We start from the raw sequence: 24133 nt of genomic DNA, 5'->3' as shown, positions 1-24133 counted from the left end.
TATCGCTTACTTGGCAGCTCTCTTTTATTGGGCGATTTTACCGCGTTCTTCACGAACTAATTCCCATTGCTCTTTAGCCATGTTAACAAGTTTGGCTTCACCGCCTACACGTTGACTTTCAATGACACGTGAAAAGAAGCGCGTTGCATTTTCATAATCTCCGATGCGACGGGACAGTTCAGCAACCATGTATACAATCCGTACATCCGACATCGATGTACCTGCATAATCTTCCGTAGAATAGCTTTCCATGTAATGATCACGGGCCAACTTTAAAAAGCGCTGTTCCTGTATATCATTTTTTATTGACCGATATAACCATGCCAGGCGCAATGCCAAGCCGGAAGTAATGACAAATTTTTCTTTTTTGATCGTTGCACAAAACAACGCGAGCTTATAGGTTTGAATTGCTTCCAAAACAGTACGCTCTTTACTGAAACTGTGCGGTACCCAATGACTGCAAATTTTTTCATTGATTTGTTCTTGCACACCTGGAGCAAAATATTTACTGAAGTCTTCAGTAAATGAAAACCCGCAATGCTGACAGACAAAAACATTATAATATAATGCATTTACGTTATTGTCTGTATAGACCGGCTGAAAATCGGATGCTGTATGTTCAATTTTTATGGATTTGGTACGAACTTTAAGTGTTGAAAAACTTTTCTTGCAATGAATACAGTTCACTGTCTTTTCGTAATATGGGGAAATTTCCATAAAGTTTCATACCTTTCGTTTAAATATGTTCCCTTATTATAGCAAGGAAATTTAAAAAAGTGTGAGTAATTTACTGAATTTGTGTGATTTTTTTAGGTATTTTATCCTTATCCCTTTTTAGGTAACACAGGAATATAATCAGGTAGAGCAGTTTTGTTGTCAGATAGCTTTTACAATTGTTATGATTAATAAAAGAAAGTAGGTGACTGGAATGGCAAGTGAAAAACAAGTAATCATTTTAACAGAAGCGGCCTCATTTCAAGTCAAAGAAATGATGGTTCATAACGAAGAAGAAAATGCGAGCCTGCGTGTAGCCGTTAAAGGCGGAGGTTGCAGTGGTCTTTCATATGGTATGGCATTTGAACAAACAATTAATGACGATGACTTTGTTGACAACCAACACGGCATTCAAATTATCGTATCTGAAGAAGATGCGGGCATTTTACAAGGAACGAAAATTGATTTTAAGCAATCATTAATGGGCGGCGGTTTCACAATCGACAACCCGAACGCACTTGCTTCATGCGGATGCGGCACAAGCTTCAAAGCAGCAGCACGTCCGGCAGTAGAACAACCATGTGAATAATGGATTGTGAATAACGAGTCTCTTTGATTTGTGATGTTAATAAACATTACAAATTAAAGAGGCTTTTTTTATGTGAAAAACAAAATAAACTACTGAAAGAGTAAATTCTGTAAAAATATGTTGGATTAAGTAAAAAGTTGGGGTAAAATAACATTCGGGAATTAAAACTAGTACTTTTATCTATATTATATAGCTATAGGGAAGTAATTTATACTCTATTATATCGTGAGTAATAGTTCATTAACTCTATAATTATATAGGTTAATTAGTTTCAGTAACCAAATATATTAATACAAGGGGTGTATAATAATGAAAAAACAATCTAAATCCAGATCTAAATCTAACTCTTCCATTAAATCAAAGTTAATTGTTATTTCTATTTTACTTTTGATTGTGCCGATGATTGTAATTGGAATGACAAGTTACCAGAAAAGCTCTACCAGCTTAGAGAAATTAGGTAAAACAAACTTGCAAAACAGTGTTGAATTTACGCTTGCTACAATAGATGCTTATAATGCGGAAGTTGAAAAAGGGAATATTCCACTTGAAAGTGCTCAAGAGAAAGTAAAGGAGATTATATTAGGCGAAAAGAATGGGGATGGCGTTCGACCTATAAACTCTTCAATCGATCTTGGGGAAAACGGCTATATGATTGTGTATAGTCAAGATGGAACCCGTATAGCGCATCCATCTAAAGAGGGTGCGAGTGCATGGGATGATGTGGATGAGAACGGTGTGAAATTCGCTCAAGAGATGATTAAAACAGCAAATAACGGCGGTGGGTTTACTTTTTATAATTCCGCATTGCCAAATAATAAAGAGCAAGTTGAGGAGAAGGTTTCCTATTCAAAAATAGATCCAAACTGGGACTGGGTAGTAACTGCCAGTACCTATATGATGGATTTTAATCAGCCTGCTACAGAGTTGTTGACGATTATTCTTGTTGTTATGGGGATTTCAATTATTCTAGGGGTAATCATTATTTGGTTCTACACTAATTTAATTACTAAGCCAATTATTAAAGTTACTGAACAGATGGGGTATTTGGCCAATGGTGACTTAACGAAAGAATTGCTGCTAGTTAAATCAAAAGACGAAATAGGCAAATTGGCGGATGCCATCAATCTATTACATAAAAATCTTAAAAATTCGATGAAAAAAGTTGCCGATACTTCAGAGTTATTAACGAGCCAAAGTGAAGAACTATCACAATCGGCAGATGAAGTAAGGTTGGGATCGGAGCAAGTGGCATCTACTATGCAAGAATTGGCTGCAGGTTCGGAAACACAGGCTCATAATGCGAGTGAACTGGCATCGGTGATGAATACGTTTGTTGAAAGAGTCCATGATGCGAATGAGAATGGGTTACGGATAGAGGAGAATTCAAAAGACGTCTTAAATATGACCAATGACGGATCTGAACTAATGAAAAAATCAATTCAGCAGATGGAAAAAATTCATGCCATTGTAAATGAATCAGTAAATAAGGTTGCAGGATTAGATAAGCAGTCACAGGAAATATACAATTTAGTGACCGTCATTAAAGATGTAGCCGATCAGACGAATCTCCTTGCTTTAAATGCTGCAATTGAAGCTGCAAGAGCTGGAGAACACGGAAAAGGATTTGCTGTAGTTGCGGATGAGGTAAGGAAACTGGCTGAGCAAGTATCTAATTCTGTAACAGATATTACGGGGATTGTGGACAATATTCAAAAGGAAACTTTTTTTGTTTCTGACTCACTGCAAAACCAGCTAATAGTTGTCAAGATTTTTCGATAAAAATATTAAATCCTACATGATATACTAAAAAAGGGTACACCAAATAAGCCTTCCTCTTTAAAATTGGAAGGTTTTGTTTAATCCACTTAAATATACTTTTTAAACCGCATTTTGGAAGGCTTCTTTCCTTTTAAGTAGGGCATATATCCAATGTAAAAGCTTATTAGCACATGCAATGATTGCTACTCTAAATGGCTTTCCTTCTTCGCGTTTTTTATCGTAGAACTCTCGTAATTTCTTATTTCTAGGGAGTATTTCATCACTTGTTTTTTGCTTACGTGCATCTCTTATACCGCATTGTACAGCCATAAATAACGCTTGTCTTAACCTGCTGGAACCTCTTTTGGTTATACGATTGATGGAAGCAGTAAATCGACCAGAAGAGTAAACGCTAGGATCTATCCCGGCGAATGCTACTAGCTTTTTAGGATGGTTAAACCGTTCTATCTCTCCAATTTCAGAGATGATTGTTGCCGCAATCTTTTCTCCAACACCAGGAATAGACTGGATTATCTCATATTCTTCAATTTCTTTAGCGAGGGCATCTATTTCTGCTGCTAACTTTGATAGATGCTCTTGATATTGAAGAACAATGTTAATAAACATTCTTAGGTTAAAGATATGGCTTTGATACAAGTTGTTTTGAAATGGATTACGTAATGCAGCCTCTCTCAATTTAATTGCCTTTTCTTTTGCCCATCTTTCTGAACGGGTTGTACATAATTCCGCAATTTTATTAGTAAGTTCTGATTCGCTAACACTTAAAACCTCTTTGGAGGTTGGGAAGATGGATAGAATCTGTAACGAAATTTTTGAATAGAGATTTCCAAAGACACCTCTGTATTCAGGGAAAACCTGATCTAAGATGGACTGTAGCTGTAACTTTGTTTGTGCAGCTGTGCTTGATACTGTTTCTTGTTGTCTAGTGAGATTACGAAGATTTAAGAGTTGTATACCTCTCTTTTTATATGGCTCTAACTCTTCCTTGTAATACAATTCGCATAGATGATAGGCATCAATGGCATCGGTCTTTACCTTGCGTAAATTTGTACTTCTAGCTCGATGAGAGATAAGTGGATTAACAATAATATAGACGTATTGTTGCTCCTCCAAAAATTGAATAACGGGCATATGATATTGACCTGTAGATTCTAAAATAACCGAAGGTTGCTTACCATCAGCTAATTTCTCTACTTCCTTTAGAAATTCTAATAAACTATCTAAACCATCAAGAGTATGTTTAATACTAAAGCTCTTACGATATGGTTTGCCTTTATCTAAAAAGGCTTGAACCTGACTTTCTCCTTTTGAAACATCCAGACCAACGACTGGATTCATAATTACATCTCCTCCTAAAGAAAACTAAATTCGTCGGTAACCCCTATAGCTGCTTGTAATGTCATAGGTTCGCTTGTTAAACGGGATCCTTGTCCCAACCAGCTCGAAACATGTTTATACAAGTAGGGGGTGAACAGTTTTGCGGACGGGATCAAGTCCCACGGGCCAGACGTTCTACCCCGACTACCGTTATAATAAGACCTAAACAAAAAAGGTCAACCAGAAAAATCTGGCTAACCTCATATTACGAACGGGCTATAAAGAAGTCGAGCAAGGAAAAATCCAAATTGAATCAACAGGTGAAACTTTCGAAGGAATTAGTAATGCTGTAAAAGAAATGGTAAACAGTATTACAACGATCGGCCAAAACTTATCGGAAATTACAGCCAGTACACAAGTGATGAACGGTTCTGTTGAAGAGGTTGCATCGGTCTCCGAGGAATCCGCTGCCGGCATTGAACAAACAGCAGCATCTGTTCAACAAACGAGCAGTATTATGGAGGAAGTAGCAGGCAGTTCGAAACATCTTGCCGATTTGGCGGAAGAACTCAATGCATTAGTGGGAGAGTTTAAACTTTAATTAGTTTAGGCAGCATGACTGCACTGTGAATAAAATATAACCAATGTTGAAACCTTTAGCGGTAAACTGCCGTTAAAGGTTTTTATGTAATATCGACCTTTTCATAGACAAAATAAATTCTCTTAATTTTAAAACTTATATTTCCTATAAAATAACTATGTTTTATTGGTTGGTTTTGTATTATTATAAGGATTGAATTATTATAGATTTATTACCATACTGCTAGGGGGCTTTTTTAAATGAGTGTTTTAGAGTTACTGGACAAGTTAGATCAAATCGAAATTTTATATGAGCCAATCTATAGTGCAGATGGTCATCGCATTGTGGCTTATGAAGCGATAGGCCAAGTGGAAAGTGAAAATGAAAATGAACCGATCAATATTGAGCAATTTACATATGAAAAAGACGTACCAGCAGATATTAGAGCAGAAATTGAGCAAATTTTTGTTCGCCGATCATTGCAAAATGTTGCTCATTTGATTGACGAAGTTGGCTTGTATATTCCATGCAACCCCGAACTGCTTTTACTGGATTTTGGGGAAAGTTATTTTACGATGCTGAAAGAAACAGTTGCCGAATCGAACCTCCCAAACATTACCCTTGTCATGACGGAACACCTTTATGAAGGAGAGCTGAATCAGCTGCAGCATTTAATTCGCTATATTAAAACATATGGCATCAAAATTGCTTTGGCAGATGTCGGTCCGCAAACCCAGCTTGAAAATATTTTACTGCTTGAACCGGCTATCCTTAAAATTAATGTTGCCCAGTTGAACTATAATTTATGGGGAGCGCAAAACCATGCGTTTTCAACAATTCGAACACTTGCCGTAAAGATGGGGACGCAATTATTAGTCGAAAATATTGAAACAGTGTACCAATTACAGCACGGATGGAAAAACGGTACCCGTTATTTTAAAGGACCCTATTTGCAACTGCCGCATAAAGAGCTGCAAGTACGTGATGCTTTAAAAGAACGCTTCCGCAAAGATTGTGAACAGTTTATTGCAACGGAAAAGAAACTCCTTCTTCAAAAATATGAAGAAATGAAACGTCTTGAACGGACGATTTGTTCAACAGTCGATCAAATCAATCCATCCACTTCACAGATTGATAAAATGATGCAGCTGGCAAATGCTTTGGAAAAATGCGCATTTCGTATTTATATTTGTGACAGCAATGGTTTCCAGACATCGCCGAATATCCGCTGGAACGAGGGGAAATGGGAAAAGCAAGAAGAGATCATCGGCAAAAACTGGAGCTGGCGACCATACTTCCTATTGAACATTATTAAAATGACAAAAGACAATAAAGGTGAGTTGTCTTCCGTGTACAGTGACATTGAAACAGGCGAATTGACACGTACGTATTCAATGGCTATTTCAAACGAAGAGTTTTTGTTTATCGATATTAAATACGATTATTTATATGAACATAACATTGTAAATTGACGAAACGATTAATATCCATATGTTTGAAATCATGCAGGAAAAACGCTACTATTATGTTAGTATTTCAGTAAATTACCGTTTGCTGGCGCTCTATAAAAATGGCAAATAGATTTATAGCGCCGGTTCATTAAAATGAAGGGGTTTGATTGAATGAAAAGACCGACTATTTTAGTATTAGGCGCAGGGTATGGAGGATTAACAACAATTGTAAATCTCCAAAAATTAATCAATACAAATGAAGCAGAAATTATTTTAGTGAACAAAAACGACTATCATTATGAAACAACTTGGCTGCATGAAGTAGGGGCTGGTACGATTTCTCCGGATAAAGCCCGTTATCCGATTTCAAAAGTTATTAATCACAATGTAACGTTCGTCATTGCGAATGTAGAAAACATTGATGTCAATACAAAGAAAGTTGACACATCAGCGGGAGAGTTTTCGTACGATTATTTAGTGATCGGCTTAGGCTTTGAAGGGGAAACATTCGGCATTCCTGGTCTGAAGGAACACGCATTATCATTGACGAATATTAATACTGCACGTCAGGTCCGTGAGCATATTGAATATCAGTTTGCTTCTTGGACATTGGATGAAGTGAAAGACGACAGTAAACTTACGATTGTCGTAGGCGGTGCAGGCTTTACAGGCATAGAATTTTTAGGAGAGCTCGGTAACCGAATTCCTGAGCTTTGCAGAGAATTTGATATTCCTCAAGAAAAAGTGCGTCTTCTTTGTGTAGAAGCAGCACCTACTGTATTACCTGGTTTTGATCCGGAGTTGGTCGATTATGCGCAGGAACAGCTGCGTAAAAAGGGTGTGGAATTTTCTATCGGCACACCGATAGTGGAAGCGACAGCAGAAGGTGTGAACATTAAAAAAGATGAAGAAAACACGGAATTCATTAAAGCCGGTACTGTTGTATGGGCAGCGGGAGTCCGAGGAAATGCATTAATCGAGTCTTCCGGTATTGAATCGAACCGCGCACGTATTGCGGTCCGTGAAGATATGCGCGCACCAGGCTTTGACGATGTCTTTGTCGTAGGGGACTGTGCATTTTTACTGAATGCGGAAGCGGGCAGACCTTATCCGCCAACAGCTCAGATCGCGATGCAGCAAGGTGAAATCATTGCCAAAAATATTAAGCATTTAATGAATGATGAGCCGACGGAAGTCTTTGCTTACGATGATAAAGGTGCTGTTTGTTCATTAGGTCAAGAAGATGCAATTGGAACAGCATTCGGCCGTAAATTTACTGGCAAGCCAGCATCGGCATTAAAGAAAGTCGTTGATGACCGCGCATTGTATTTAGTCGGCGGTGTCGGCTTAACATTGAAAAAAGGCAAATTCAAATTTATATAAACAAACTTCAAACTTGCAAACGAATGTGTAACGCTTCCTTTGCAAGTTTTTTTACACCGTATTAGCGGAAAGCAACAATTAAGCAGTTTCTAATCAGTGGAACATGAAGTCAAATACTATCACAGCAAAGGGGGACTGTTATTTATGAAAAAGGATCGAGGAAAAGTTTGGCTTGGAGTTGCCGCGATTGTTGAAAATTCAGCAGGGGAATGGCTGCTCGTGAAAAAAACATATGGAGGACTAAAAGGAGCATGGTCTTTACCGGCAGGATTTGTTCAGCCAGCCGAAACCGTTACAACGGCTGCTGTGCGTGAAGTGCTGGAAGAGACGGGGATTCTCTGTGAAGTAAAGGGACTTGTTGGTTTTCGTTCCGGCGTCATCCTGAATGATATTAGTGATAATATGGCGATTTTTTATTGTAAGCCGGTAGATGATAATCAGCCTTTTACTTTGCAGGAAAGAGAAATCGGCGAAGCATGCTGGATGGCACCGAGTGAAATTATTCACAATGAACTGTCATCGGTTATGCTCAGAGAAATGGCTAACCAGCACGCAGCGCAACATATTCACCCGATTATTGAAGGGGTGAACCCGGGGGACGTGTTCGGCTATAGCGAATACCATTTATTTTTCAAAAAATAAGCGATTTACGTTATGAAGGATTTCTTACAATATTAGTATTCTATACGTTATTTTGGATGTTGAATTGAAAGCACCCGTTATATCATGTAAAATTATGATAGATTAATGGGGGTATACATAACATGAATGATGTTTCGTTAGTACAAGTAATTATTTCCGTCGTATTATTTTTTGTCATGTTTTTCGGGATCGGCTTTTTATTGAATATGTTATTGCGGATGACATGGTTAATGGCTATTGTCTATCCGGTTGTCGTAATTTTTATCATCGATGAAGTAAGCTTTTTGGATTATTTCTTTAAGGCAGGGACAGCATTTCCGGCTTTAAGCGACAAAATTCAGGCATTACAGATTGTGGATATCGTTATCTTGGCTGGTGGCTTTGCCGGGGCGATCGTATCCGGCTTTGTAATGATAGCACTGCGAAAAGCAGGATATCGCATGTTTTAGTTTACTTCTGCAAGGTGTCTGCAACAGAATAAAGGGGGATGTTAAAAGCCGGTTTAGCCTTTAACATCCCCTTTTTTTATAACACTTGAATGGTGTACCATAAAGCTGCAAAAACAATTCCTGCCAATCCCCCGATGAACACTTCACTTTTTTTGTGACCTAATAATGTTTTTAAATCCTCAATTTTTTCTTGTTCATTCATTTCCGGCCAGCGTTTAATTTCATCAAAAAACAAGCGGAGATCGTGGCGCAGTTCGTTTAAAACGGCCGCGTGTTGTCCAGCCTGAAAGCGTACATGGCTTGCATCGTACATGACAATTCCGGCCAACATAGCTGCAACAGCAAAAGTCGGTGAATCAAATCCTGTCTCAATACCGACTGCAGTAGCAACACTTGTTACAGCTGCAGAGTGGGAACTTGGCATTCCGCCGGTAGATGTCAGCAAGCTCCAATCCACTTTTTTCGTTACAATAAAATGGATCGGTACTTTTAGGATCTGTGCAAAAACAATTGCAAAAACCCCAAGCCAAAGCGGCGTATTTTGTAGAAGTTCGATAATTACACCTACTTTCTCCTCATTGCTATAATTATATCATTTTCCCTATAATCGTTTGAATTTAAACTTGCAGAAAAATAAAAATTATTGGATGTTTCGATACCCGAATTAAAAGAATTTGTATATAATGAAACTATACTTTAGGAGGTTTTTAACTATGAATATTGAATCAACAGCAAAAACGTTTGAATCACAAACTTCTGAAACATTGATTATCGGAGTACAAAAACATCGTGAACAAATGAAAAACTGGTCAACGTTTACTGAATTTTATGGAGATGTTATTGACACATGGCTACATGCAGGTGAAATTTCATCAGATACAAAAAAGATTACGAAATTACCGTATTCGGGCAACCATTCTTCACTTAAACGTATATACTTTGTCGGCCTAGGTGAACGCAAAAATATAACAGCGAACGAATTACGTGAAGTATTTGCAGCAGTAGGTAAAGAACTGAAAGCGGCAAAAGTAGGCGATGTGGCAGTTTGGGTAGAATCTTTTACAACAGATCAGCTGGAAGAATCGGAAGTGGCTTACTTAGCTGGTGAAGGTTTAAATTTAGGCTATTATTCAGTACAAAATTATAAAACTTCTTCAAATGAGCCGAACACGTATTTTGATCAAATTCAATTTGTTACAGAAGCGAACATGGAAGATGTGATCGGTAATTTCGAAGTAGGGAAAATTTATGCGGATGCGGTAAACGAAGCGCGTACATTAATCAACTTGCCTCCTAATTTACTGACAGCAAGTGATTTGGCGGATTACGCAACAGAGCTTGCGAATATTTATGGATTAGAAGTTGAAATTTTAAACAAAGCACAAATGGAAGAACTGGGTATGGGTGGTATTTTATCTGTCAATAAAGGTTCTGTAGAAGAGCCGCGTTTAATTACATTGAAGTATAAAGGGAAACCGGAATGGGAAGATGTAATCGGCTTTGTCGGAAAAGGTGTAACGTACGATACAGGCGGTTACTCATTAAAACCGCGTGAAGGCATGGTCGGCATGAAAGGCGATATGGGCGGAGCAGCTGCTGTTCTTGGTGCGATGCGCATTATCGGTGAAACTCGCCCGAAACAAAATGTTGTTGCCGTAATCGGATCTACAGACAATATGGTATCAGGTGAAGCATTCAAGCCGGATGATGTTATTACAATGTACAACGGCAAAACAGTTGAAGTATTAAATACAGATGCGGAAGGCCGTTTAGTATTGGCGGATGCTATGACTTATGCGAAGCAGCAAGGAGCAAACTATTTAATCGATGTAGCGACATTAACGGGTGGAGTAATCGTTGCGTTGGGCAAAGATAAAACAGGCGCTTTAACAAATAACGAAGAATTCTTTGAAGAGTTTATGGGTGCGGCACTTGAAACAGGTGAGTTCGTATGGCGTTTACCATTAACAGAAAGCGATAAAAAGCGTATCCGTAAATCGGAAGTGGCAGATTTAAACAACTCTCCGGGTCGTGACGGCCATATGATTTTCGGCGGTGGCTTCGTTGGAGAATTTGCGGAAGGAACTCCTTGGGTTCACCTTGATATTGCAGGGACTTCTGATGCGGATGCACCGCATGCATTAGGACCAAAAGGCGGTACAGGTGCCATGGTTCGTACTTTAGCAACACTGGTAGAATTACGCGATAACTAATTATTAAAGAGATGCTTTGCGAGGAAAAAACTTGCAAGGCATCTTTTTCATTTTTAGGCGGGTGACTAGCGGCTCTCATAATTATGAATACACTATTCATAAGGGAGGAGGACATGAACATGGTTAATCGCAATCGTTACTATAATCCAGGTTTTGGATTCGGATATCCGTTTGGGGTTCCTTTTTTAGGGAGCTTTTTAGGAGGGTTTTTAGGGGGGTCACTGAATAATAATCGATACGGACCATATCCGCCGTATTATCAACCGTATCCGCCTAATTACTACTATCCACCTTATTATCCGCGCTATCCGAGACGCTACTGGTAAGAATGCGGTAAGTAGTGAAGGAGAGGCTTGCTCGTCTCCTCATTGTTAGCTATGATGAGGAAAAGAAATATTACGAGTTTTGAGGGAACAAGATGATGAAAAATCCTTATTTGTATGGCTACTTACCATTCATTACAATTATATTATTTAGTTTTTCGTTCAGTATGTTAGCCATATCAGAATCGCTACAACTGCTTCATGCAATCGGTGTCTATAATGGGATGCGTGAATTTTTATCGGATCTGGAGCTGCGCTTTGTATTACTGATTGTATTTGTATTACTATTTTTCATGATTTTTTCAGCATTAAAGCTGATCGGGGAGACGATTCACGAGCTTGGAATGCTGTTCTTCTCAAAAGATAAAGAAGGGCAAACGATTCATGCTGCACGCGGTGGATATGTCATCTTCTTTTTTGGAGCATTTGCTTCAATAATTGGGAGCCAATCCTTACCGATCTTAGTCGGCATTTTTATTTTTACGATTTTTTGTTATTTCATTTACAACGTTTATAAAAAGAGTCAGTATATGTCCATTCCAGGTGTGATCGGATTAATCTTTTATGAAGTACTTACCTGGTTCCTGTTATTGGCTCTCGTGATCTATGCAGTTATTAAGCTGTACAACGGAATTCTTGCGAGCTTGCCGTTCGCATAGTATAAAAAAAGCTTGTTAGGATTTTAGCGGGGGAGGTGCGCTATTTAAAACTAACAAGCTTTTTTTATTCTGTTATCGCATTAAATATAGCAAAATGAATTTTTGCGCGTTCGATCGCTTCCATTGAACGGGGCTGATCATAGCCAATCCAAACGGCTGCCGTATAGTCATTCGTCAATCCGGCAACCCAATAATCTTTGAATTCGTTTGTCGTTCCGGTCTTGGCCCCGATATAGCCGGATGCGCTATAGAGGCCTCTCCCTGTTCCGGTAGCCACCGTTTCATTCAAAAGGCTGCGCATTGTTTTTGTAGTCGATGCAGACCATATTTCCTCCCGTTTGCGCGGCCAGCTAAAAATCGTTTCTCCATTTAAATCAGTTACTTTACGAATGCTATGGGCAGGTACATAATAGCCGTCGACAAAACTGGAGTAAGCATCGGCCATTTCCAGTGAAGTCACCCCGTATGTTAACCCGCCCAGAGCTGCGGCAAATGTGCGGTCTTTTTCTATGATCGATTCAAAACCGAACCGGTTAATATAACGGAATGCTGTTTCAACCCCTACAGCATTAAACAGTCGTAAAGCACTTGTATTAACACTGTTTTTGAAAGCTGTTTCCACAGTTATATTGTTGTACCAGATACGTCCATAATTATCAGGACAGAAATTTCCTACACAGTACGGCCCGCCATTTACGATTGAATAAGGTGTAGCGGATGTTTCTTCAAAGTAAGGGGCAAACACACTGATTGGCTTAAATGCAGAACCCGGCTGTCTCGGAGATTGAAAAGCACGGTGCAAATCATGCTTCCGATAATTTTTACCACCAAATATACTGATCACTTCACGTGTTTCATTATCAATAATCGTTGCACTTGCCTGTAAATCGGTCTTCGGTATAATCCGGTTAATAGCCATTTCATCCTGTCGCTGTTTCTCAGGCTGCAGTGCTGTATATACATGAACACCTTGACGTAAAATGGCGTCCGTTTTTTTCTTCAGCTCCAGCTGTAGAAATTCCTTTTCCATCTTATCGGAAGTGTTGTCGATTTTTTCACGGTAACCTGTTTGTTCGGCAATGAGCCATTTCAGTTCTTCTAAAACGTATGTACTGTAGCTCGGATACTGCTGTGCTTTTTGTTTAATCGTCAATTGAATCGGCGTATTTTTATACATTTTTGCTTCATCAGCTGTAATAACCCCATGCTCTGTCAGTTTATCGAGTAACCGTTCCTGCCTGCTTTTGGTATTATTAAAGTGCACGGACGGGTCGTATAATGAGGGATTGTTCGGAATCGCCGATATAAAAGCAATTTCGGGTATGGACAGTTTTGCCAAAGGACGATTGAAGTAATAAGTTGCCGCTGCTCCTATGCCATATACTTGATTGCTGAAATACATTTCATTTAAATACATCTCAAAGATTTCGTCTTTTGAATAAGTTTTCTCAATTTCGTAGGCGTAAAAAAGCTCCATCAGTTTCCGCTCATATGTTTTGTCCGTTGTTAAATAACGCATTCGGACAAGCTGTTGTGTAATAGTGGAACCGCCTTGCTGAATGGACTGCTCCGATTTATTTGCAATGAGGGCACGGGCGATTGCACTCACATCAAAGCCTATATGTTCATAAAAACTTTCATCTTCACTGAATATAAACAGCTGCTTAGCAATTTCAGGGACTTCATCCAGCGCAAGTGGCTGTGACCATTCAGTATATTCTTCACTGAAAATTTTGTTGTTTGCATCGTATAACGTAATGGGCGATGTGGAAGTTACTTCAGGGAGCTTGATCGACTGCTTGATTAATTGTTCATGCTGCTCCGCTTTCGCAAGTTCTTTCCAGGCCGCATTCCCGATTAGTAAAAGTAAAGGAATGCTACATAAAATGACAATGTAGCCGAAAAGTTGTTTCATGGATAATTGGCCCCCAAATAGGATATTCATTAAAATTGTCCAAATAAAAAACAACAAAATGAAAACGTTAGAAGCGTAATCATCTGTTGTTTTTTAAAGGATACCATATATACATTGAACATTTAAGCATGTTTTTTTAACATCTCGTCCATGTACTGCGTCGGAAGCTTTTTCAAGAAGGACATAATGACAAAGCCGATTAAAAATAGTAGGCCGGTCGTATAAAATACGGAATGAATTCCGCCAAAGCTTGCTACCACTCCGCCTAATACCGGTCCGATGATATTGCCAAGGAAACGGAAACTCTGGTTGTAGCCCATAATTTCGCCTTGCACTTCAACCGGTGCTTCACGGCGAATAAGAGCCGAAGTAATCGGAATGAGACCGCCGGATATAATACCGAACAAGAATCGTAAAATGATAAGCTGCCATAAATCTGTAACGAAAGCCTGTGGAATGATGAAAACGACGGCAAGGACTAACAAGTACGATAAAATTCGTTCATATCCATAATGGTCGGCCAATTTCCCCCAAAATCTCGCGAAACATATGTTACCTAGGCCGGCAGCACTAAAGGTAATACCGGCGAGCATAGCAACTTCCTGAGAAGGGGTCAGTTCAGATACGTAAAGGGACAGCAGTGGCTGAATACTAAAGTTCCCGATCTGAATAAGTGACGTTACGAACATTACATTTAAGATGAGGCGATGATGGAAAATAGCCCATATGACATTTCTCCGTGAATAAATCTCATTTTTAACTTTCCGAATAATGGCCGGCTCATGAATACCGAAAATAATAATAATCGCCGCAATTGTAATTGTGACTGCTGTAATGAGGAACGTGTACTGAAAACCAAAAGTATCCGCCATCAATCCGCCGATTACTGGACCGAATAATGTCCCACCAACACTGCCCATCTGCAATGTCCCGAGTGTTTTTCCTGCTACTTCTTTCGGAGTATGCTTACTTATGAACGCAATGGAAGTAGGGATAAAGCCGGTTACAACACCCATCGCAAGCCTGAGTACAAAGAATTGCTCGACATTTTGAACATAACCCATTAATAAGATACTTAACCCAACCCCGAAGCAGTTGATGATCATAATAGGCTTGTACCCATATTTGTCGGCAATTCGCCCCCAAATCGGTGACATTAAAAATGCTGTAATAAATGTTGCCGCAAAGATGATTCCGGCCCATGTCTGGACATAGCTATCTGTAAAGTCGCCGAGCGTATCAATATATAAAGACAAAAACGGCATGATCATCGTAACAGAAGCCGCAACAATAAAGTTTGCTATTAAAATGATGATGAAATTATGTCTCATATTTTTCTTCAATTTATCACTTTCTTCCTTTTTAATTATTTAGTATAACTTATTTCGGAATACGAAGGAAGTTCTTCACAAGATATTGGCTTAAAATATTAGAGTTATGGTAAACTTGGACTTGGTATTAAAGGGGAAGTTTGGTTTCTATACCTATACCCATCCATTCCACAATTTATTTAAAGGAGAGACAAAAATGTTTCCACAATTATCGAAAGAATTAAATCCAGGTGAAGTAATGGTAGAAATGAACACAACTATGGGTTCAATCAAAATTAAATTATTCCCGGAGCACGCACCAAAAACAGTTGAAAACTTTTTAGGGCATGCAAAATCAGGTTATTATAACGGTATTATTTTCCACCGTGTAATTCCAAACTTCATGGTACAAGGTGGCGACCCAACTGGTACTGGTATGGGCGGCGAGTCTATTTGGGGCGGTACATTCGAAGATGAGTGTGTACCTGAATTAATGAACATCCGTGGCGCATTATCAATGGCCAATGCGGGTCCTGGTACGAACGGATCTCAGTTCTTCATCGTTCAAGCACCTCAAGTTGAAGTATCTATGCTAAAACAAATGGAAGTGCGCGGCTGGTCTAAAGAAGAAGTGGAGTTTTACAAACAAAACGGCGGTACACCATGGTTAGACGGCAAGCATACAGTATTTGGCCAAGTAGTTGAAGGTATGGATGTTGTTGACAATATTGTTAAAGTTGACCGAAATATGCACGATAAGCCTAAAGAAGATGTTAAGATTGAGTCAATCACTGTAATTGACTAATTTTTAAAGGACGTGTGGGCAAGTGAACCAATTTTTAATGAATTTCTCTGGTGGCTTTTTGTATTTCCCGGAAGACAAGTCATTGTATCTTCCCGCTGCAATTGAATTCGCAATACTACTGATTATTGTTTTTTTTACATTCCGGTTCGTCCGCCGTATCGCTGCTCGTCAGGCTGCACAGGCTAAAATTTTAGAGGAACGCGCATTAAAAGAACGTGATGCTCGTATCGCTAAAGAAACCATTAAGGAAGAATAAAACAATAATCAAAAACATGTTATAGAAGTAGGGGCAGTCCGGAGTGATTATTCCGGCTGCCCCTTTTGTTTGATTATTCGAATGTAGCCATCGTTCGTTTTATGCGTTCAACCCCATCTTGCAATAGTTCAAATGGACAAGCAACATTGATGCGCAAGAAACCTCTTCCTGCTTCACCATATTTTGTCCCCGGATCTAACGCAACTTTTCCTACCGAAAGAAGGCGTGCCATCAGTTCCTTTTCTTCAATTCCTGTTTTGCGGTAGTCTATCCACATTAAGTATGTTGCATCAGGAAATTCTACATGGATACCTTCAATAGCATTCAATTCTTTTACGACATATTCCATATTGTTTTTCAAATAACTAAGAAGCTCGTCCAACCAAGGTGCTCCTTCTGTATAGACAGCTTTTACAGCAGTCGAAGCAAAAGTATTTAAACCTAAGTTGCCGTGTGCCTGTGTATTTTTCTCGATTGCTGTATATAATTTTCGGTCCGGTGCAACGATCATAGCAGCATGAATTCCGGCAATATTGAATGTTTTCGTTGGCGCAATACATGTAATAATTTTTGCCTCGTTTGCATTCGCTAATGTTAAGACAGGTGTATACGCTTTTTGAATTGAAATATCGGCATGAATTTCATCGGATAATAGATACACATCATATTGAATACATAGTGCAACTAACTGTTCCAATTCTTCGGGACTCCATACAATACCGATAGGATTATACGGATTACATAAAACAAACAGTTTAATACCGGCGCGGAATATTTCTTCAAGCTTCTCAAAATCCATCGTATATTGCCCGTTTTGTTCGGTTAATTCACATGTCACGACTTCACGTTTCTGAGCCGCCGGTACGTTTGTGAATGGCGGGTATGCCGGTGTGGACATTCCGATTTTATCGCCAACCTCTGTAAAAGTTTCGATAATCGTCGCGATTGCCGGCACAACACCCGGCTGGAAAATAATCGTGTTTGGATCGATCGACCATTGATGGCGTGTATCATACCAGTGAACAATCGCATTTTTTACATCATTGTCGGCAAAAGTATAGCCGAAGATTGGATGCTCCAATCGAGCCTTTAACGCGTCTGTTAAAGCAGCAGGTGGAGGGAAGTCCATATCTGCTACCCACATCGGCAGTAATTCTGTTGTATCTTTCAAATTGTAAACGACATTCATCATATCCCATTTTACAGATGCGGAACTGCGACGCTCATGAACTTTATTAAAAATAGACATTTGAACCCTCTTTTCTTATGCTTTCTTTCAGATTATGGTATCATACTAACTATTATAAGAGGTAGTTAGGTGAATCAAATGGATAATATTGAAATGAATCAAAAATGTGTACATTTATTGGAGCAGTGGGATCCTTTTAACTACGGTTCCGAAAGTTATGCTACTGAAACGGCAGATGTTGTCGCTGCGCTTCAAAATATTGACGATCCAACAACATTGGCAAAAGTCATTCAAAGAGTTTACGAATACTCCTTTGAACAATGGATCCCTTTTGAGCAATGTGTTGCCATCGCATATAAATTAATTGCCGTAAAATTCGAAGCGAAGTGTATTATATAAAAATGCAGGCGACCTGTAGATTGAGGTCGCCCGCATTTTAATGTAACCCGTCGATTAAGTTAGAAACCGGTACTTCCAGAACAGTCGATAAAATTAAAATGGTTTGGGTTGAAGGAATTTGCTCACCGTTTTCGTAGGCTGTCAGTTTTTCCGTACTTACTTGTGTTCGTAATGAAAGCTCTTCAATTGATAAATTCTTTTCCGAACGTAAAGATTTTAACTGTTCCTGAAACTGCAATTTCATTTCCCATCTCCTCCCCGTATGTTTACTATCATATGAACAATAGCTTATTAGGTCCCTTAATTGTAAAAATAAAAAAACTTGCCCGAATTTCATATCGAACAAGTTTTTTTAATTAACTAAAGAAAACTTTATTAATAAAGATAGCTGCAATTGAAAGTGGTGCTACATAGCGTACTATAAACAGCCAACAATTATAAACAACAGGTGATGCCTGCATTTCTTCACGAGAAATTTTCTTCGAATAATAATATCCCGCAAAAATAGATGTTAAAAAGGCACCGATCGGCATTAAAATCGCGCTCGTTACATAATCGACAAAGTCAAAAATGGAACGTTCAAAAATGGTGATATCCGATAAAATCCCGAACGATAAAGCACTAGGAATACCGATGATAAAAATCATTGCTGCCAATAACCAAGAGGCTTTCTTACGCTGCGCTGTTTTTTCCCGAATCCCTATGGAAACGACCACTTCCAACAATGCAATCGCTGAAGTAACTGTCGCAAACAACAGCAAGATGAAAAATACGAGCAATAAAAATCCGCCAAACGGCAATTGCTCAAAAACAGCTGGAATCATTATAAATACTAAGCCAGGCCCTTCTGTAGGAGAAAAGCCTAATGCGAATACGGCAGGGAAGATAACAAGACCCGCCAGTAGAGAAATCGCGATATTCATACTCGCTACATTAACTGCAGAAGTTACAATCTTCTCTTTTTTGGATAAATATGAGGCGTATGTAATCATCGCCGCAACTCCAATACTAAGAGAGAAGAATGCTTGGCCTAACGCCAACATTAACGTATCGCCGTTCATGTATGACCAGTCTGGTATGAACATGAACTTAACGCCTTCCATCGCACCATCCAATGTAATCGAACGGATAAACAATAAAATGAAAAACAAGAATAAAATCGGCATCATCCACTTACTTGCAGTTTCAATCCCGTTTTTAATTCCCGCTTGTACTATGAATAATGTTAAAAGCATGAAAGCAGCTTGTGCGATTAACACTTCCCAAGGATTCGCAATAATATCAGAAAACAAAGTCCCGAAGTTAACACCTTGTCCCGTAAGTGAAAAACTAATTGCCCGTAGTATATAACTTAATATCCAACCACCTACAACACTATAGAAAGATAATATTAATCCGCATGCTACTAGGCCAATCCAGCCGATCATAAACCACGGTTTGTTTGGAGCCTGCTCTTTAAATGATGTAATCGGATCTTTTTGACCGCGTCGTCCAATCATAAATTCCGCAATTAATATCGGCAAGCCAATTAAAACTGTACATATAACAAATAAAATAATAAATACACTACCGCCATTCGTACCCGCCATATAGGGGAACTTCCAAATCGCGCCAAGACCGATTGCGCTTCCTGCTGCCGCAAGTATGAATCCTATCTTAGATGTAAATTGATCTCTAGATGACAAAACAAAACCTCCTCATATATATGCAAGTACTCATTTTACAGCACGAATCCCGTATTTAGCAAAAAGTTTTGTGAATTTATCGGAAGTGTAAATCGAAAGAGAGAAAATTTTCACATTTTTTTAACCGGACTCTTATTTAATGCCTTGAAAATGCTAGATTAAAGCGATTCTTTGTTACAGCCCGTCTCATATGTTATAATTTAACATGACATTTACGTATATACGAAAAGAAGGTAGGAACAAAGTATGGCAAAAAAAATTGAAGTGGGTGACGTGCTAACGGGTAAAGTGACAGGAATTCAACCATACGGAGCTTTTGTTGCTTTAGATGAATATACGCAGGGACTTGTGCATATTTCTGAAATCACATACGGTTTTGTGAAGGATGTAAGTGATTTTTTATCCGTCGGGGATGAAATACAAGTTAAAGTTCTGGATGTGGATACAGATCAAAAAAAAATAAGCCTATCGATACGCGAATTGCAGGAAGTGCCGTTCCATAGGAAAAGGGATATGCCGCCACGGCGTACTTTGCAGGATCGGGTTGATGAAGTGGATGCGGATGGCTTTCAAGTTTTAAAGGAAAAATTGAAAGATTGGATCGAACAATCTGGACATTAAGCAGGACATGTTCAATTTATTTTTAAATAAGTTGGACATGTTTTTTTTATGGGGTAAATTGGTCGGATTTGAGCAAATTTCGTGAAAAAAGCGCTTTCTTCGTCAATTATCAACGGAAATATTAAAAGTGTATAAAATGTGGCTAAATATTTAACAAACTCTGAATAAAGTATGTTACAATGTTGGCGGAAAGACCCAAATACATCAAAATTTAAAGAGGCGAATTATAAAATGGCTGAAAATTTGAACTTATTTACATCAACTCAAGAAGTAATTCATGAGGCATTAAATAAACTAGGCTATGATGAAGCAATGTATGAATTATTGAAAGAACCGGTTCGTATGTTGACTGTGCGTATTCCTGTAAAAATGGATGACGGTACGACAAAAGTATTTACTGGTTACCGTGCACAGCATAATGATGCAGTAGGTCCAACAAAAGGTGGCGTACGATTCCACCCGATGGTATCGGAAGAAGAAGTGAAAGCGCTTTCGATGTGGATGACGTTAAAATGCGGCATTGTTGATCTTCCATATGGTGGAGGTAAAGGTGGCGTTATTTGTGACCCGCGCGAAATGTCAATGGGCGAAATTGAACGATTAAGTCGTGGCTATGTTCGTGCGATTAGTCAAGTAGTTGGTCCGACGAAAGATATTCCCGCACCAGACGTATTTACAAATGCTCAAATTATGGCTTGGATGATGGATGAGTACAGCCGTATGGATGAATTTAACTCGCCAGGATTCATTACAGGTAAACCAATCGTTCTTGGCGGTTCACAAGGTCGCGACCGTGCAACTGCAGAAGGTGTTACAATTGTTATCGAAGAAGCTGCAAAAAAACGCAATATCGATATTAAAGGTGCACGAGTTGTGATTCAAGGCTTCGGTAACGCAGGTAGTTTCTTAGCGAAGTTTATGAGTGATTTAGGTGCAAAAGTTATTGGTATTTCAGATGCACACGGTGCGTTGCATGATCCGAACGGTTTGGATATTGATTACTTATTAGACCGCCGTGATTCGTTTGGAACGGTTACGACATTGTTTGAAAACACAATTTCAAACAAAGAGCTTTTAGAACTGGATTGCGATATTTTAGTGCCTGCTGCCATTGAAAATCAAATTACAGCAGACAACGCACATCAAATTAAAGCAAACATTGTTGTAGAAGCAGCAAACGGTCCGACAACAGCTGAAGCGACAAAGATTTTAACAGAGCGCGGTATTCTTCTTGTACCAGACGTTTTAGCATCAGCTGGTGGTGTAACGGTGTCTTACTTTGAATGGGTTCAAAACAATATGGGTTATTATTGGACGGAAGAAGAAGTACGTGAAAAATTATATTCAAAAATGACTGCTGCGTTCGAAAATGTCTACACAACAGCACAAAACCGCAATATTAATATGCGTTTAGCTGCTTATATGGTAGGTGTTCGCCGCACTGCCGAGGCCTCTCGCTTCCGTGGATGGGTATAATCATTATATTATTAAGTCTCACTCTTATTATTGGAGTGGGACTTTTTTGAAAAATAGGGGGAACCATTGATGAACGAATTTTCATTTTATAATCCAGTAAAGATTCATTTTGGTAAAGGGAGTATCGAACATTTACGAAAAGAACTTCCTCAATACGGCCAGAACATTTTAATTGTGTATGGTGGAGGAAGTATTAAATCAAATGGTGTATACGATGATATTATGGCCATTTTAAATGACTTGAATATGAACGTATTCGAATTATCAGGTGTCGAGCCTAACCCTCGTGTAGAAACAGCTCGTAAAGGTATTGAAATTTGTAAAGAAAATCAGGTTGATATCGTATTGGCAGTAGGGGGCGGTTCGGTAATTGACTGCTCTAAATTAATCGTTGCAGGTGCAAAGGTAGAAGCGGATGCTTGGGATATTGTTACAAGAAAAGTAATGGCAACTGAAGCACTACCATTGGCAACTGTTTTAACATTAGCTGCAACAGCTTCTGAAATGAACTCAGGTTCGGTTATTACAAACCTAGAAACAAAAGAGAAGTATGGTTGGGGCAGTCCGGCAACTTTCCCGAAATTCTCAATTTTAGATCCGTCTTATACTTATTCAGTGCCTGCAAACCAAACTGTAAATGGTGTTGTTGATACAATGTCGCATATTTTTGAACAGTACTTCAACAATGCGACAAACACGCCGATTACAGATGAAATGAGCGAGGGAATTTTACGTACGCTTATTGATGTTGCGCCAAAAGCATTGAAAGATCCGTCTAACTACGAGCATCGTGAAACATTAATGCTTGCAGGAACAATCGGATTGAATGGATTCCTTGCATTAGGTTCACGCGGTGACTGGGCAACACATAATATTGAGCATGCAGTTTCAGCGTATTACGATATTGCACATGCAGGCGGCTTAGCTATTATATTCCCGAACTGGATGAAGCATAATTTACATGTGAATCCTTCCCGTTTCGCAAAAATAGCTGTCAATGTATTCAAAGTGGATCCGACAAACAAAACTGAGGAACAAGTTGCATTGGAAGGTATTGAGGCATTATCAGCATTCTGGACATCTCTTGGAGCTCCGAATCGTTTGGCTGATTACGATATTGATTCGACATACTTCGAACAAATGGTGGAACATTGTATGGTATATGGTCCATTCGGTAACTTCAACAAACTTGAAGCAGACGATGTACGTAAAATTTTAGAAATGTCATTATAAGAACATAAAAAAAGGGAAGCGGTCTATATGTGGACCAGCTTCCTTTTTCAATTAAATCATGCCTTTTTCAGATTCAGGCTTTGATGCGGTATGTTTCCAGCTACGTTCGCCATTATCTTCATCGAATGCCATCGTAACTTTTGTAACACCTTTTTGGTTTAGCAGCAGTGTTGTCAAATTGTCACGCACATCATCCAAATAGGCGAGGGATAAATTCGGGTCTGTTTCTGCAATCAGTTCAACATGTAAAAATTCGCCTTCTTTAATTACTTCAAGTCGTGCGATGTCTGCTATATTTGGATCTTCCATAACAAGATTTCCAATATGCACAAGCATTTCTTCATCGGTTTCACCGATTGCGCCACGTGCGTTATCTAAGAAGACACGACCTACTACATAAAACATCATTAAACCGATGACCATCGATATAAAACCTTCCAATCGGTAGAAACCGGTAAAGTATGCGATGATAATCGCCAAAAACGCCAGGACATTACCTGAAGTAGCGACTAAGTCTTCCATCCATACAAGCTTGGTTGCCGGTTTTGCGCGCTTTAAATACTTTGATGACTGGAAAATTATTATTCCTTTAGGTTCAACACCAACTTCATGAAGCACTTCTTTAGCAGCTTTATTTAAAACAAAACCTTCCAGAAGAATACCAATTGCCAATACACCAAGGGCAATCCAAATTCCGGATGATTCCGTTGCAGGATGGATGAAATGGTGCCAACCTTCTTTAATTGTTTCATATGATAGGATTGCTACAATTAAAACGGCACCCAGACAGACTAAGTTAACAATACGACCGTATCCATTCGGAAATTTTGGTGTAGGAGCTTTCTTTGCTAAGGCTGAACCTATGAATACGAAAAACTGGTTTGCTGCATCCCCGAAAGAGTGCATCATTTCGGCAAACATTGCAACATTTCCTGTAAAGAAGAACGCAATCCCTTTAATGGTACCTAAAAATGTATTGACGAATGCTGCAAGTAAGGACGGTTTATTCCCATCCTTTAGTAATCTGAAAAATTCTCCCATGGCACTTCCTCCGTTAATCTAAATATTCGATTTTAATATTTACTACATAATCCAATTTTCGTAGCCGGTTATAAAGCTCGATTGTATGGTTCGTTTCGACCGTA

Annotated in this window: 26 protein-coding genes (1 of these 26 cut by a window edge); 16 read left to right on the top strand and 10 right to left on the bottom strand. The window is 39.0% G+C overall.

Annotated features, from left to right (window positions below; translation table 11 throughout):
- Positions 1-24: 24 nt before the first annotated feature.
- Entirely contained in the window at positions 25-717 is a 693-nt protein-coding gene (locus MKY71_RS13630) for a DUF2225 domain-containing protein (RefSeq protein ID WP_340732938.1), read from the bottom strand.
- A gap of 211 nt (positions 718-928) precedes the next feature.
- On the opposite strand from MKY71_RS13630, the gene MKY71_RS13625 reads away from it, so the two are divergent.
- Together MKY71_RS13625 and MKY71_RS13620 are read left to right on the top strand one after the other, a co-directional pair.
- Positions 929-1303 (top strand): HesB/IscA family protein, encoded by a 375-nt coding sequence (locus tag MKY71_RS13625; RefSeq protein WP_079524175.1) that lies wholly within the window; start codon positions 929-931, stop codon positions 1301-1303.
- Positions 1304-1612: 309 nt separating this feature from the next.
- A complete protein-coding gene (locus tag MKY71_RS13620; RefSeq protein ID WP_340732937.1) occupies positions 1613-3082 on the top strand; it encodes a methyl-accepting chemotaxis protein in 1470 nt (489 codons plus the stop codon).
- A gap of 99 nt (positions 3083-3181) precedes the next feature.
- Here the strand turns inward: MKY71_RS13620 and MKY71_RS13615 are convergent, their stop codons facing one another.
- The gene (locus MKY71_RS13615) at positions 3182-4420 is read right to left on the bottom strand and encodes an IS110 family transposase (RefSeq protein WP_340716285.1); all 1239 of its coding nucleotides are present in this window, start codon (positions 4418-4420) and stop codon (positions 3182-3184) included.
- Positions 4421-4757: 337 nt separating this feature from the next.
- Here MKY71_RS13615 and MKY71_RS13610 point away from each other — a divergent pair, with 337 nt between their 5' ends.
- The 5 genes from MKY71_RS13610 to MKY71_RS13590 all read left to right on the top strand — a co-directional run bounded on the left by MKY71_RS13610 (position 4758) and on the right by MKY71_RS13590 (position 8904).
- Positions 4758-5000, top strand: a complete 243-nt coding sequence (locus MKY71_RS13610) for a hypothetical protein (RefSeq protein ID WP_340732936.1) — start codon at positions 4758-4760, stop codon at positions 4998-5000.
- Between the two features lie 239 nt (positions 5001-5239).
- Positions 5240-6451: an EAL-associated domain-containing protein gene (locus MKY71_RS13605; protein WP_340732935.1), complete on the top strand. Its 1212-nt coding sequence runs from the start codon at positions 5240-5242 to the stop codon at positions 6449-6451.
- Positions 6452-6601: 150 nt separating this feature from the next.
- Positions 6602-7813, top strand: a complete 1212-nt coding sequence (locus MKY71_RS13600) for an NAD(P)/FAD-dependent oxidoreductase (protein ID WP_340732934.1) — start codon at positions 6602-6604, stop codon at positions 7811-7813.
- A 144-nt stretch (positions 7814-7957) separates the two neighbouring features.
- Entirely contained in the window at positions 7958-8455 is a 498-nt protein-coding gene (locus MKY71_RS13595; protein ID WP_340732933.1) for an NUDIX hydrolase, read from the top strand.
- A 122-nt stretch (positions 8456-8577) separates the two neighbouring features.
- A complete protein-coding gene (locus MKY71_RS13590) occupies positions 8578-8904 on the top strand; it encodes a YuiB family protein (RefSeq protein ID WP_339172800.1) in 327 nt (108 codons plus the stop codon).
- A gap of 76 nt (positions 8905-8980) precedes the next feature.
- On the opposite strand, the gene MKY71_RS13585 is transcribed toward MKY71_RS13590, so the two are convergent.
- Positions 8981-9460 (bottom strand): divergent PAP2 family protein, encoded by a 480-nt coding sequence (locus tag MKY71_RS13585; RefSeq protein ID WP_079524169.1) that lies wholly within the window; start codon positions 9458-9460, stop codon positions 8981-8983.
- Positions 9461-9617: 157 nt separating this feature from the next.
- Between MKY71_RS13585 and MKY71_RS13580 the strand changes: the two genes are divergently transcribed.
- From MKY71_RS13580 to MKY71_RS13570, 3 genes are all read left to right on the top strand, one after another.
- Positions 9618-11117: a leucyl aminopeptidase gene (locus tag MKY71_RS13580; RefSeq protein ID WP_339172798.1), complete on the top strand. Its 1500-nt coding sequence runs from the start codon at positions 9618-9620 to the stop codon at positions 11115-11117.
- Between the two features lie 119 nt (positions 11118-11236).
- On the top strand, positions 11237-11443 hold the full coding sequence (locus tag MKY71_RS13575) for a hypothetical protein (protein WP_339172795.1): 207 nt from the start codon (positions 11237-11239) through the stop codon (positions 11441-11443).
- Between the two features lie 95 nt (positions 11444-11538).
- The gene (locus tag MKY71_RS13570; RefSeq protein WP_339176638.1) at positions 11539-12099 is read left to right on the top strand and encodes a YufK family protein; all 561 of its coding nucleotides are present in this window, start codon (positions 11539-11541) and stop codon (positions 12097-12099) included.
- A 64-nt stretch (positions 12100-12163) separates the two neighbouring features.
- Here the strand turns inward: MKY71_RS13570 and MKY71_RS13565 are convergent, their stop codons facing one another.
- Both MKY71_RS13565 and MKY71_RS13560 read right to left on the bottom strand, forming a co-directional pair.
- Positions 12164-14014 carry a transglycosylase domain-containing protein gene (locus MKY71_RS13565; protein ID WP_340732932.1) on the bottom strand — a complete coding sequence of 617 codons (1851 nt, stop codon included), beginning with the start codon at positions 14012-14014 and terminating at the stop codon, positions 12164-12166.
- A 122-nt stretch (positions 14015-14136) separates the two neighbouring features.
- Positions 14137-15345 carry an MFS transporter gene (locus MKY71_RS13560; RefSeq protein WP_339176637.1) on the bottom strand — a complete coding sequence of 403 codons (1209 nt, stop codon included), beginning with the start codon at positions 15343-15345 and terminating at the stop codon, positions 14137-14139.
- Between the two features lie 196 nt (positions 15346-15541).
- Here MKY71_RS13560 and MKY71_RS13555 point away from each other — a divergent pair, with 196 nt between their 5' ends.
- Positions 15542-16129, top strand: a complete 588-nt coding sequence (locus tag MKY71_RS13555; protein ID WP_079524164.1) for a peptidylprolyl isomerase — start codon at positions 15542-15544, stop codon at positions 16127-16129.
- Positions 16130-16151: 22 nt separating this feature from the next.
- Positions 16152-16385, top strand: coding sequence for a hypothetical protein (locus tag MKY71_RS13550; RefSeq protein ID WP_339172788.1), 234 nt, complete (start codon positions 16152-16154; stop codon positions 16383-16385).
- 73 nt (positions 16386-16458) lie between these two features.
- On the opposite strand, the gene MKY71_RS13545 is transcribed toward MKY71_RS13550, so the two are convergent.
- Entirely contained in the window at positions 16459-17634 is a 1176-nt protein-coding gene (locus MKY71_RS13545) for a MalY/PatB family protein (protein WP_340732929.1), read from the bottom strand.
- A 78-nt stretch (positions 17635-17712) separates the two neighbouring features.
- On the opposite strand from MKY71_RS13545, the gene MKY71_RS13540 reads away from it, so the two are divergent.
- Positions 17713-17973 carry a DUF1871 family protein gene (locus MKY71_RS13540; RefSeq protein WP_339176635.1) on the top strand — a complete coding sequence of 87 codons (261 nt, stop codon included), beginning with the start codon at positions 17713-17715 and terminating at the stop codon, positions 17971-17973.
- 37 nt (positions 17974-18010) lie between these two features.
- Here MKY71_RS13540 and MKY71_RS13535 read toward each other — a convergent pair whose 3' ends face one another.
- Together MKY71_RS13535 and MKY71_RS13530 are read right to left on the bottom strand one after the other, a co-directional pair.
- Complete coding sequence (locus tag MKY71_RS13535; RefSeq protein WP_339172783.1) at positions 18011-18217, bottom strand: helix-turn-helix domain-containing protein; 207 nt, start codon at positions 18215-18217, stop codon at positions 18011-18013.
- A 112-nt stretch (positions 18218-18329) separates the two neighbouring features.
- A complete protein-coding gene (locus MKY71_RS13530) occupies positions 18330-19658 on the bottom strand; it encodes a sodium-dependent transporter (RefSeq protein ID WP_339172781.1) in 1329 nt (442 codons plus the stop codon).
- Positions 19659-19904: 246 nt separating this feature from the next.
- On the opposite strand from MKY71_RS13530, the gene yugI reads away from it, so the two are divergent.
- From yugI to MKY71_RS13515, 3 genes are all read left to right on the top strand, one after another.
- The gene (gene yugI, locus MKY71_RS13525) at positions 19905-20279 is read left to right on the top strand and encodes a S1 domain-containing post-transcriptional regulator GSP13 (RefSeq protein ID WP_079524158.1); all 375 of its coding nucleotides are present in this window, start codon (positions 19905-19907) and stop codon (positions 20277-20279) included.
- A gap of 231 nt (positions 20280-20510) precedes the next feature.
- A complete protein-coding gene (locus MKY71_RS13520; protein ID WP_079524157.1) occupies positions 20511-21755 on the top strand; it encodes a Glu/Leu/Phe/Val family dehydrogenase in 1245 nt (414 codons plus the stop codon).
- A 69-nt stretch (positions 21756-21824) separates the two neighbouring features.
- Positions 21825-22988, top strand: a complete 1164-nt coding sequence (locus MKY71_RS13515) for an iron-containing alcohol dehydrogenase (RefSeq protein ID WP_340732926.1) — start codon at positions 21825-21827, stop codon at positions 22986-22988.
- 51 nt (positions 22989-23039) lie between these two features.
- Here MKY71_RS13515 and MKY71_RS13510 read toward each other — a convergent pair whose 3' ends face one another.
- Both MKY71_RS13510 and MKY71_RS13505 read right to left on the bottom strand, forming a co-directional pair.
- Positions 23040-24029 carry a cation diffusion facilitator family transporter gene (locus tag MKY71_RS13510; protein WP_339172771.1) on the bottom strand — a complete coding sequence of 330 codons (990 nt, stop codon included), beginning with the start codon at positions 24027-24029 and terminating at the stop codon, positions 23040-23042.
- Between the two features lie 13 nt (positions 24030-24042).
- A protein-coding gene (locus tag MKY71_RS13505) for an MgtC/SapB family protein (RefSeq protein ID WP_340732925.1) crosses the window boundary here: on the bottom strand, positions 24043-24133 show its 3' portion. It continues 629 nt past the right edge of the window; 91 of the gene's 720 nt are visible here — the last part of the coding sequence; the start codon falls outside the window, past its right edge; its stop codon occupies positions 24043-24045.

The organism is Solibacillus sp. FSL W7-1324, from assembly GCF_038008025.1.
Taxonomy (GTDB): domain Bacteria; phylum Bacillota; class Bacilli; order Bacillales_A; family Planococcaceae; genus Solibacillus.
This window is presented reverse-complemented; position numbering and strand designations above follow the sequence as displayed.

Bases quoted from the DNA above. Each gene is read 5' to 3' on its own strand.
- MKY71_RS13630 (WP_340732938.1), bottom strand. From the start codon at position 717: ATGGAAATTTCCCCATATTACGAAAAGACAGTGAACTGTATTCATTGC.
- MKY71_RS13625 (WP_079524175.1), top strand. From the start codon at position 929: ATGGCAAGTGAAAAACAAGTAATCATTTTAACAGAAGCGGCCTCATTT.
- MKY71_RS13620 (WP_340732937.1), top strand. From the start codon at position 1,613: ATGAAAAAACAATCTAAATCCAGATCTAAATCTAACTCTTCCATTAAA.
- MKY71_RS13615 (WP_340716285.1), bottom strand. From the start codon at position 4,420: ATGAATCCAGTCGTTGGTCTGGATGTTTCAAAAGGAGAAAGTCAGGTT.
- MKY71_RS13610 (WP_340732936.1), top strand. From the start codon at position 4,758: ATGGTAAACAGTATTACAACGATCGGCCAAAACTTATCGGAAATTACA.
- MKY71_RS13605 (WP_340732935.1), top strand. From the start codon at position 5,240: ATGAGTGTTTTAGAGTTACTGGACAAGTTAGATCAAATCGAAATTTTA.
- MKY71_RS13600 (WP_340732934.1), top strand. From the start codon at position 6,602: ATGAAAAGACCGACTATTTTAGTATTAGGCGCAGGGTATGGAGGATTA.
- MKY71_RS13595 (WP_340732933.1), top strand. From the start codon at position 7,958: ATGAAAAAGGATCGAGGAAAAGTTTGGCTTGGAGTTGCCGCGATTGTT.
- MKY71_RS13590 (WP_339172800.1), top strand. From the start codon at position 8,578: ATGAATGATGTTTCGTTAGTACAAGTAATTATTTCCGTCGTATTATTT.
- MKY71_RS13580 (WP_339172798.1), top strand. From the start codon at position 9,618: ATGAATATTGAATCAACAGCAAAAACGTTTGAATCACAAACTTCTGAA.
- MKY71_RS13575 (WP_339172795.1), top strand. From the start codon at position 11,237: ATGGTTAATCGCAATCGTTACTATAATCCAGGTTTTGGATTCGGATAT.
- MKY71_RS13570 (WP_339176638.1), top strand. From the start codon at position 11,539: ATGAAAAATCCTTATTTGTATGGCTACTTACCATTCATTACAATTATA.
- MKY71_RS13565 (WP_340732932.1), bottom strand. From the start codon at position 14,014: ATGAAACAACTTTTCGGCTACATTGTCATTTTATGTAGCATTCCTTTA.
- MKY71_RS13560 (WP_339176637.1), bottom strand. From the start codon at position 15,345: ATGAGACATAATTTCATCATCATTTTAATAGCAAACTTTATTGTTGCG.
- MKY71_RS13555 (WP_079524164.1), top strand. From the start codon at position 15,542: ATGTTTCCACAATTATCGAAAGAATTAAATCCAGGTGAAGTAATGGTA.
- MKY71_RS13545 (WP_340732929.1), bottom strand. From the start codon at position 17,634: ATGTCTATTTTTAATAAAGTTCATGAGCGTCGCAGTTCCGCATCTGTA.
- MKY71_RS13540 (WP_339176635.1), top strand. From the start codon at position 17,713: ATGGATAATATTGAAATGAATCAAAAATGTGTACATTTATTGGAGCAG.
- MKY71_RS13535 (WP_339172783.1), bottom strand. From the start codon at position 18,217: ATGAAATTGCAGTTTCAGGAACAGTTAAAATCTTTACGTTCGGAAAAG.
- yugI (WP_079524158.1), top strand. From the start codon at position 19,905: ATGGCAAAAAAAATTGAAGTGGGTGACGTGCTAACGGGTAAAGTGACA.
- MKY71_RS13520 (WP_079524157.1), top strand. From the start codon at position 20,511: ATGGCTGAAAATTTGAACTTATTTACATCAACTCAAGAAGTAATTCAT.
- MKY71_RS13515 (WP_340732926.1), top strand. From the start codon at position 21,825: ATGAACGAATTTTCATTTTATAATCCAGTAAAGATTCATTTTGGTAAA.
- MKY71_RS13510 (WP_339172771.1), bottom strand. From the start codon at position 24,029: ATGGGAGAATTTTTCAGATTACTAAAGGATGGGAATAAACCGTCCTTA.